This window comes from Nitrosophilus sp., assembly GCF_982775275.1.
The window spans coordinates 1-4557 of the sequence record NZ_CEXZHP010000125.1 but is presented as its reverse complement, the minus strand read 5'-3'; the positions used below and the strand labels follow the sequence as shown (position 1 = coordinate 4557).

General features: G+C 32.6%; 4 protein-coding genes. All 4 read right to left on the bottom strand.

The features are described 5' to 3' along the window. Positions 1 to 78 precede the first annotated feature (78 nt). Positions 79 to 759: a sulfite exporter TauE/SafE family protein gene (locus tag AC30RD_RS06575; RefSeq protein WP_489493586.1), complete on the bottom strand. Its 681-nt coding sequence runs from the start codon at positions 757 to 759 to the stop codon at positions 79 to 81. A 119-nt stretch (positions 760 to 878) separates the two neighbouring features. Next, entirely contained in the window at positions 879 to 2975 is a 2097-nt protein-coding gene (locus tag AC30RD_RS06570; protein WP_489493585.1) for a TonB-dependent receptor, read from the bottom strand. Between the two features lie 63 nt (positions 2976 to 3038). Continuing rightward, the gene (carA, locus tag AC30RD_RS06565; protein ID WP_489493584.1) at positions 3039 to 4178 is read right to left on the bottom strand and encodes a glutamine-hydrolyzing carbamoyl-phosphate synthase small subunit; all 1140 of its coding nucleotides are present in this window, start codon (positions 4176 to 4178) and stop codon (positions 3039 to 3041) included. Positions 4179 to 4362: 184 nt separating this feature from the next. Further along, positions 4363 to 4557 (bottom strand): hypothetical protein (locus tag AC30RD_RS06560; RefSeq protein WP_489493583.1); only part of this gene is annotated, 195 nt, incomplete at its 5' end.

The window sequence follows — 4557 nt, the reverse complement described above, 5'->3', positions numbered from 1 at the left end:
AGCCTAACGGCTTTACCCTCGCTCACTTTCTCACTCTCTAACTTTTTCACTTTCTCACTATACAATTATCCAATTCCACTAATGACACGTATGAATAGAAGCATTTGGATCAAAAATAAACCAATATCCTTTATATATCATATATCCTCCATACATGGCAATAACCAATGATGCAAGTTTTACCATCAAAGTTCTAAAATTTGAGCTTTTTAAAAATCCTGCAACAGTCCCAAGTCCAAGAAGCACCGGCATAGTTGAGAGTCCAAAAATCATCATAACTATAGCACCCCAAAAAGGACTCCCCGTTGCCGCGGCGCTTGCTGCGAAAAAATAGACTAGACCGCAAGGCAAAAATCCATTTAGCATTCCCAAAAGAAAAAAACTAAGAAGAGTTTTAGAATGAATTAGTTTTGAAAAAAGCTCTTTAAAAAATCTATATTTTGTAAGAGAAACTTCAATCGATGTTAAAAATTTTAGATTACCGCTCAAAGAGATCCCCATCAAAACCATAAAAATGCCGACTAATATATACAAAGAGCCGTGAGTAGTTTTTGAAATAAGTAATATCCCCCCAAGAAATCCAAAAAAAGCACCAATAATCATATAAGAAAAAACTCTTCCAAGATTGTATACAATATGAGCTATTAACTGTTTTGAACGATTCATCGAAGAGTCTATTTTTGCGGTGCTATAAGCTATAACAAAACCTCCGCACATTCCTATACAATGGCCTAAGCTCCCCAAAAACGCAACGGTTATTATGCTTAAAATATCGATAGTTTCTATGTTTTTCCTTTACTTTTGAGGATGAAGGCAAAAGGTAGAAGGCATCAAAAAATCCTTCTTCCTTCAACCTATTAATCTTAATAAAAATTATATCAAAATTTAATATCCAAGTTTGCGTAAATAAATCTTCCGGGCTCATTTATCAAAAGAGGCGCAGCACCGCCAATTAGTGATCTTCCAACATAAGTGTTATTTACAGCATATGTTTTGTCAAAAAGATTGTCTACTCCTAAATTTAGCGAAACATTTGAGTTTATATATTTTGAAGCTTTCAAATTTACTACGCCCCAACCTCCAATCTCTCTTTCTCCGTTATCTTCGTCGATATTTTTATATTTTGCGGCTGCAACCATTTCGGCTCTTAAAAAGTAGTCTCCGTTATCATAATTTAGTGCGACTCTACCTTTTAAAGGAGGAATTTGCGCTAAATCTTTATCAGTTTGATTAGATGTTGGCTGAGAATCTTTTTTCCCTCTTTGATAAGCGACACCCCCTTCTAAACTAAACTCATCATTTAACATACTCATAAATGATAGATCTACTCCATAAATATGAGCATCTATATTTGCCCAAGTCAAATAATATTTAGTAGGGTCACTATTGCCTTCATTTGTTTTATATGCGTATATATAATCTTTTAAGTCGCTATAAAAGCCCGTAATTTTTATGGATGTATCATCAATTAACGTCTCATATCCGATATCAAGTTCTCTATTTTTAGTCTCATTTAGGTTAGGATTTCCTTTTCTGCTCCAGTTGCCCATCTTATACCCAATAAAATATAACTCTTGAGCGTCCGGAACCCTTATGCTTTGTCCAATACCTACAAAAATATTGGAATTTTCATCTAATGCATATTTGCCCACTATATTTGCACTTAAATTGTTATATTCTTTTTTATCTTTATCTTTATAATAATTTTGTATCGCAGCAATTGATGCAATTGTAGGATCATTTAGGTTATTGGCTTTGATATCGCTATCATCGTATCTTAATCCCACTTTTACAGTAAATTTTTTTATTTTTTTAACGGCTTTTATAAAAATGGCTCTGTTTTTAGTATCAACATCGGGGATTCTTACCTGTTTTGGACTTTCACTTGGCTCATTTAAACAGATTCCGTTCCATTTTCTTTTACTAAGATCAACTCCTACTTTAAAGGAGATATTTTTAAAATCAAAGCTATTTTCTAATTTTGCACCTTTTATAATACTTCTAACTCTATGGGTTCTAAACATTGGATTTGAGTCGGTTGGAGGATCTCCATATTCTCTAAACTCAACTCCCATATCATGTTTTACGTCAGAATAGTAGGTTTTAAAAGTTAATTTTTTTGAAAACTCGCTTATATTTTTTATGTTATACTCCAAATTTCCCATTAAAGTCTCATCAAGTTGAGCATCCATTTGAAAAGCCGGATATAACACATCTTTTGCTTTATCTTTATAAGCACTTATTCTAATCTCGTGATTTTCTATAGGATTTAATAAAATTTTTGTCCAATAAGCACCTCTTTTATAAGCTTTTAGATCTTTATATTTTTCTTGATATCTATTTTTATCGCTTGAACTTAACTGCTCCCACTGCTGTTCAACCAAGGTTTTGCCATCACCATCTTTATACTGGTCGCTTCTTTCGTGAGAGTATCCAAGCAAAACTTTTATCTTTTCATCTCCTGCATTACCTATAAAGCTTATTTTTTTATAATTATAACTTCCATATATAAAAGATAGATTTGCACCTCTTCCAACTGAAGGATCTTTTGTTTTTACATCTACCACTGCGCCCATACTTCCAAAATTTTCAACATCGAAAGGACCTTCTTTAACAGTTACCTTTTCTATTTGAGAAGCGCTAACGTGCATAGCCGGAGGATCCATTCTATTTGGGCATCCGCCATAAACTTTATGCCCATCAATTAAAATGTTTACATCGTCCCTTTTAAATCCTCTAAGTATTAAATCGTTTCCTATTGCACTAGCTCTAACTAGATTGATTTCGGGTAGAGTTTCAAAAAGTATCTCACCCAAATCTTGCTGTCTAGTGAACTTTATCTCCTCTTTTTCAAGATTTTCATATTGGGGTGTTAAAGTCTCGGCCTCATCTTCTATGATGATCTTTTCAACGGATATTGATTCGCCGTAAAGTAGAGCAAAAGATAGTAGTGAGAGAACTATTTTTTTATTCATGAGTATACTCCTATGTAAGTTTTTCAAAATTATTACATAGGAGTGTTAATTTTGTATTAAGGCTTATTTATTTCTATTTTTTAGCACCATATCTAAAAAATCTTTAAAAATATAAAGACTATCATGGGGTCCAGGACTTGCTTCTGGATGATGCTGAACCGAAAATATTGGAGAGTTTTTATATTTTAACCCCTCAATAGTGTTATCAAAAAGATTGATATGGGTAATATCTGCAATTTCTGTTATATTTTGAGGAACGTTATAGTTATGATTTTGCGCGGTTATCTCTACTTTTTTAGTTTTTTCGTTTCTAACAGGATGGTTTCCACCATGATGACCAAATTTTAGCTTAAACGTAGGATATCCATGAGATATAGATAAAAGCTGATGCCCTAAACAAATACCAAACATAGGAATTTTAGCACTAATTAGTTTTTTTATCTTTTTATGAATATCATCCAAAATAAGAGGATCTCCCGGGCCGTTAGATAAGAACACCCCTTCAATCTCACTCTTTTTATATCTTTGTATTAACAAATCAGCGTCAAAATTTTGCCCAATTACCTCTACTTCAAAACCTACTTCTACAAGATTATTTAAAATATTTCTTTTTATACCAAAATCTATAGCTACTATCTTAGCCTTTGGCTCTTTTGGTTTGTTATAACAAAACTTTCTTGCATCATAAATTCCGCTATTATGAATATAAGGCTTTTTAGTGCTAACCTCTTTTATATAATTTATCTCTTCGATTCTTGGCGAATTTTTTAAAATATTTTTTAACTCTTTAACGTCACTAATTTCGGTAGAGGCTATCATCATTTGCGAGCCATTGTCTCTTAAGACTTTAGTTAAAAATCTTGTATCTATATCGCATATTCCCATTACGTCATATCTTTTTAAAAGTTCATCTAAACTCTCTTGGGCTCTAAAATTTGAATATCTTTTTTGATAGTTTCTAACAATTATCCCCTTTGCAAAAGCAAAATCACTCTCCATATCCTCACTATTTACACCAACATTTCCGATTTCTGGCATAGTAAAAGTTATAAATTGTCCAGCATAACTTGGATCTGTAATAATTTCTTGATATCCCGTCATTGAAGTGTTAAAGACTATCTCCCCAACCTTTGTTCCTTCACTTCCAAAACTTTTAGCCTCCAAAAAAATACCGTTTTCTAAGTATATCCAAACTTTTTTCATTTTTATCCTTTAGATAATGGTCATTTAATTTTTGACATTAGACATTAGAAAATGGGAATTGGGAATTGGTAAATGGGAATTAGGCATTGGAAATTGAGCCTTCTCTTATCATCTTGACCCTTACCCCCTTATCTCCTTATCTCCTTACCTCCTTCTACCTTCAGCCTTTCACCTAACCACTCAACTACTCAACTATTTTAACCAAATTAGACATTAGACATTGGACATTGGACATTGGAAAAAATACTTTTTTACTTTCTAACATTCTAACTAAACTACCAAACCACTCAACTATTTTAACCAATATAACCAATTTTGACATTGGACATAAGACATTGGTAAATGGGAATTGGGAATTTGGAATTGGGAATTGAACCCT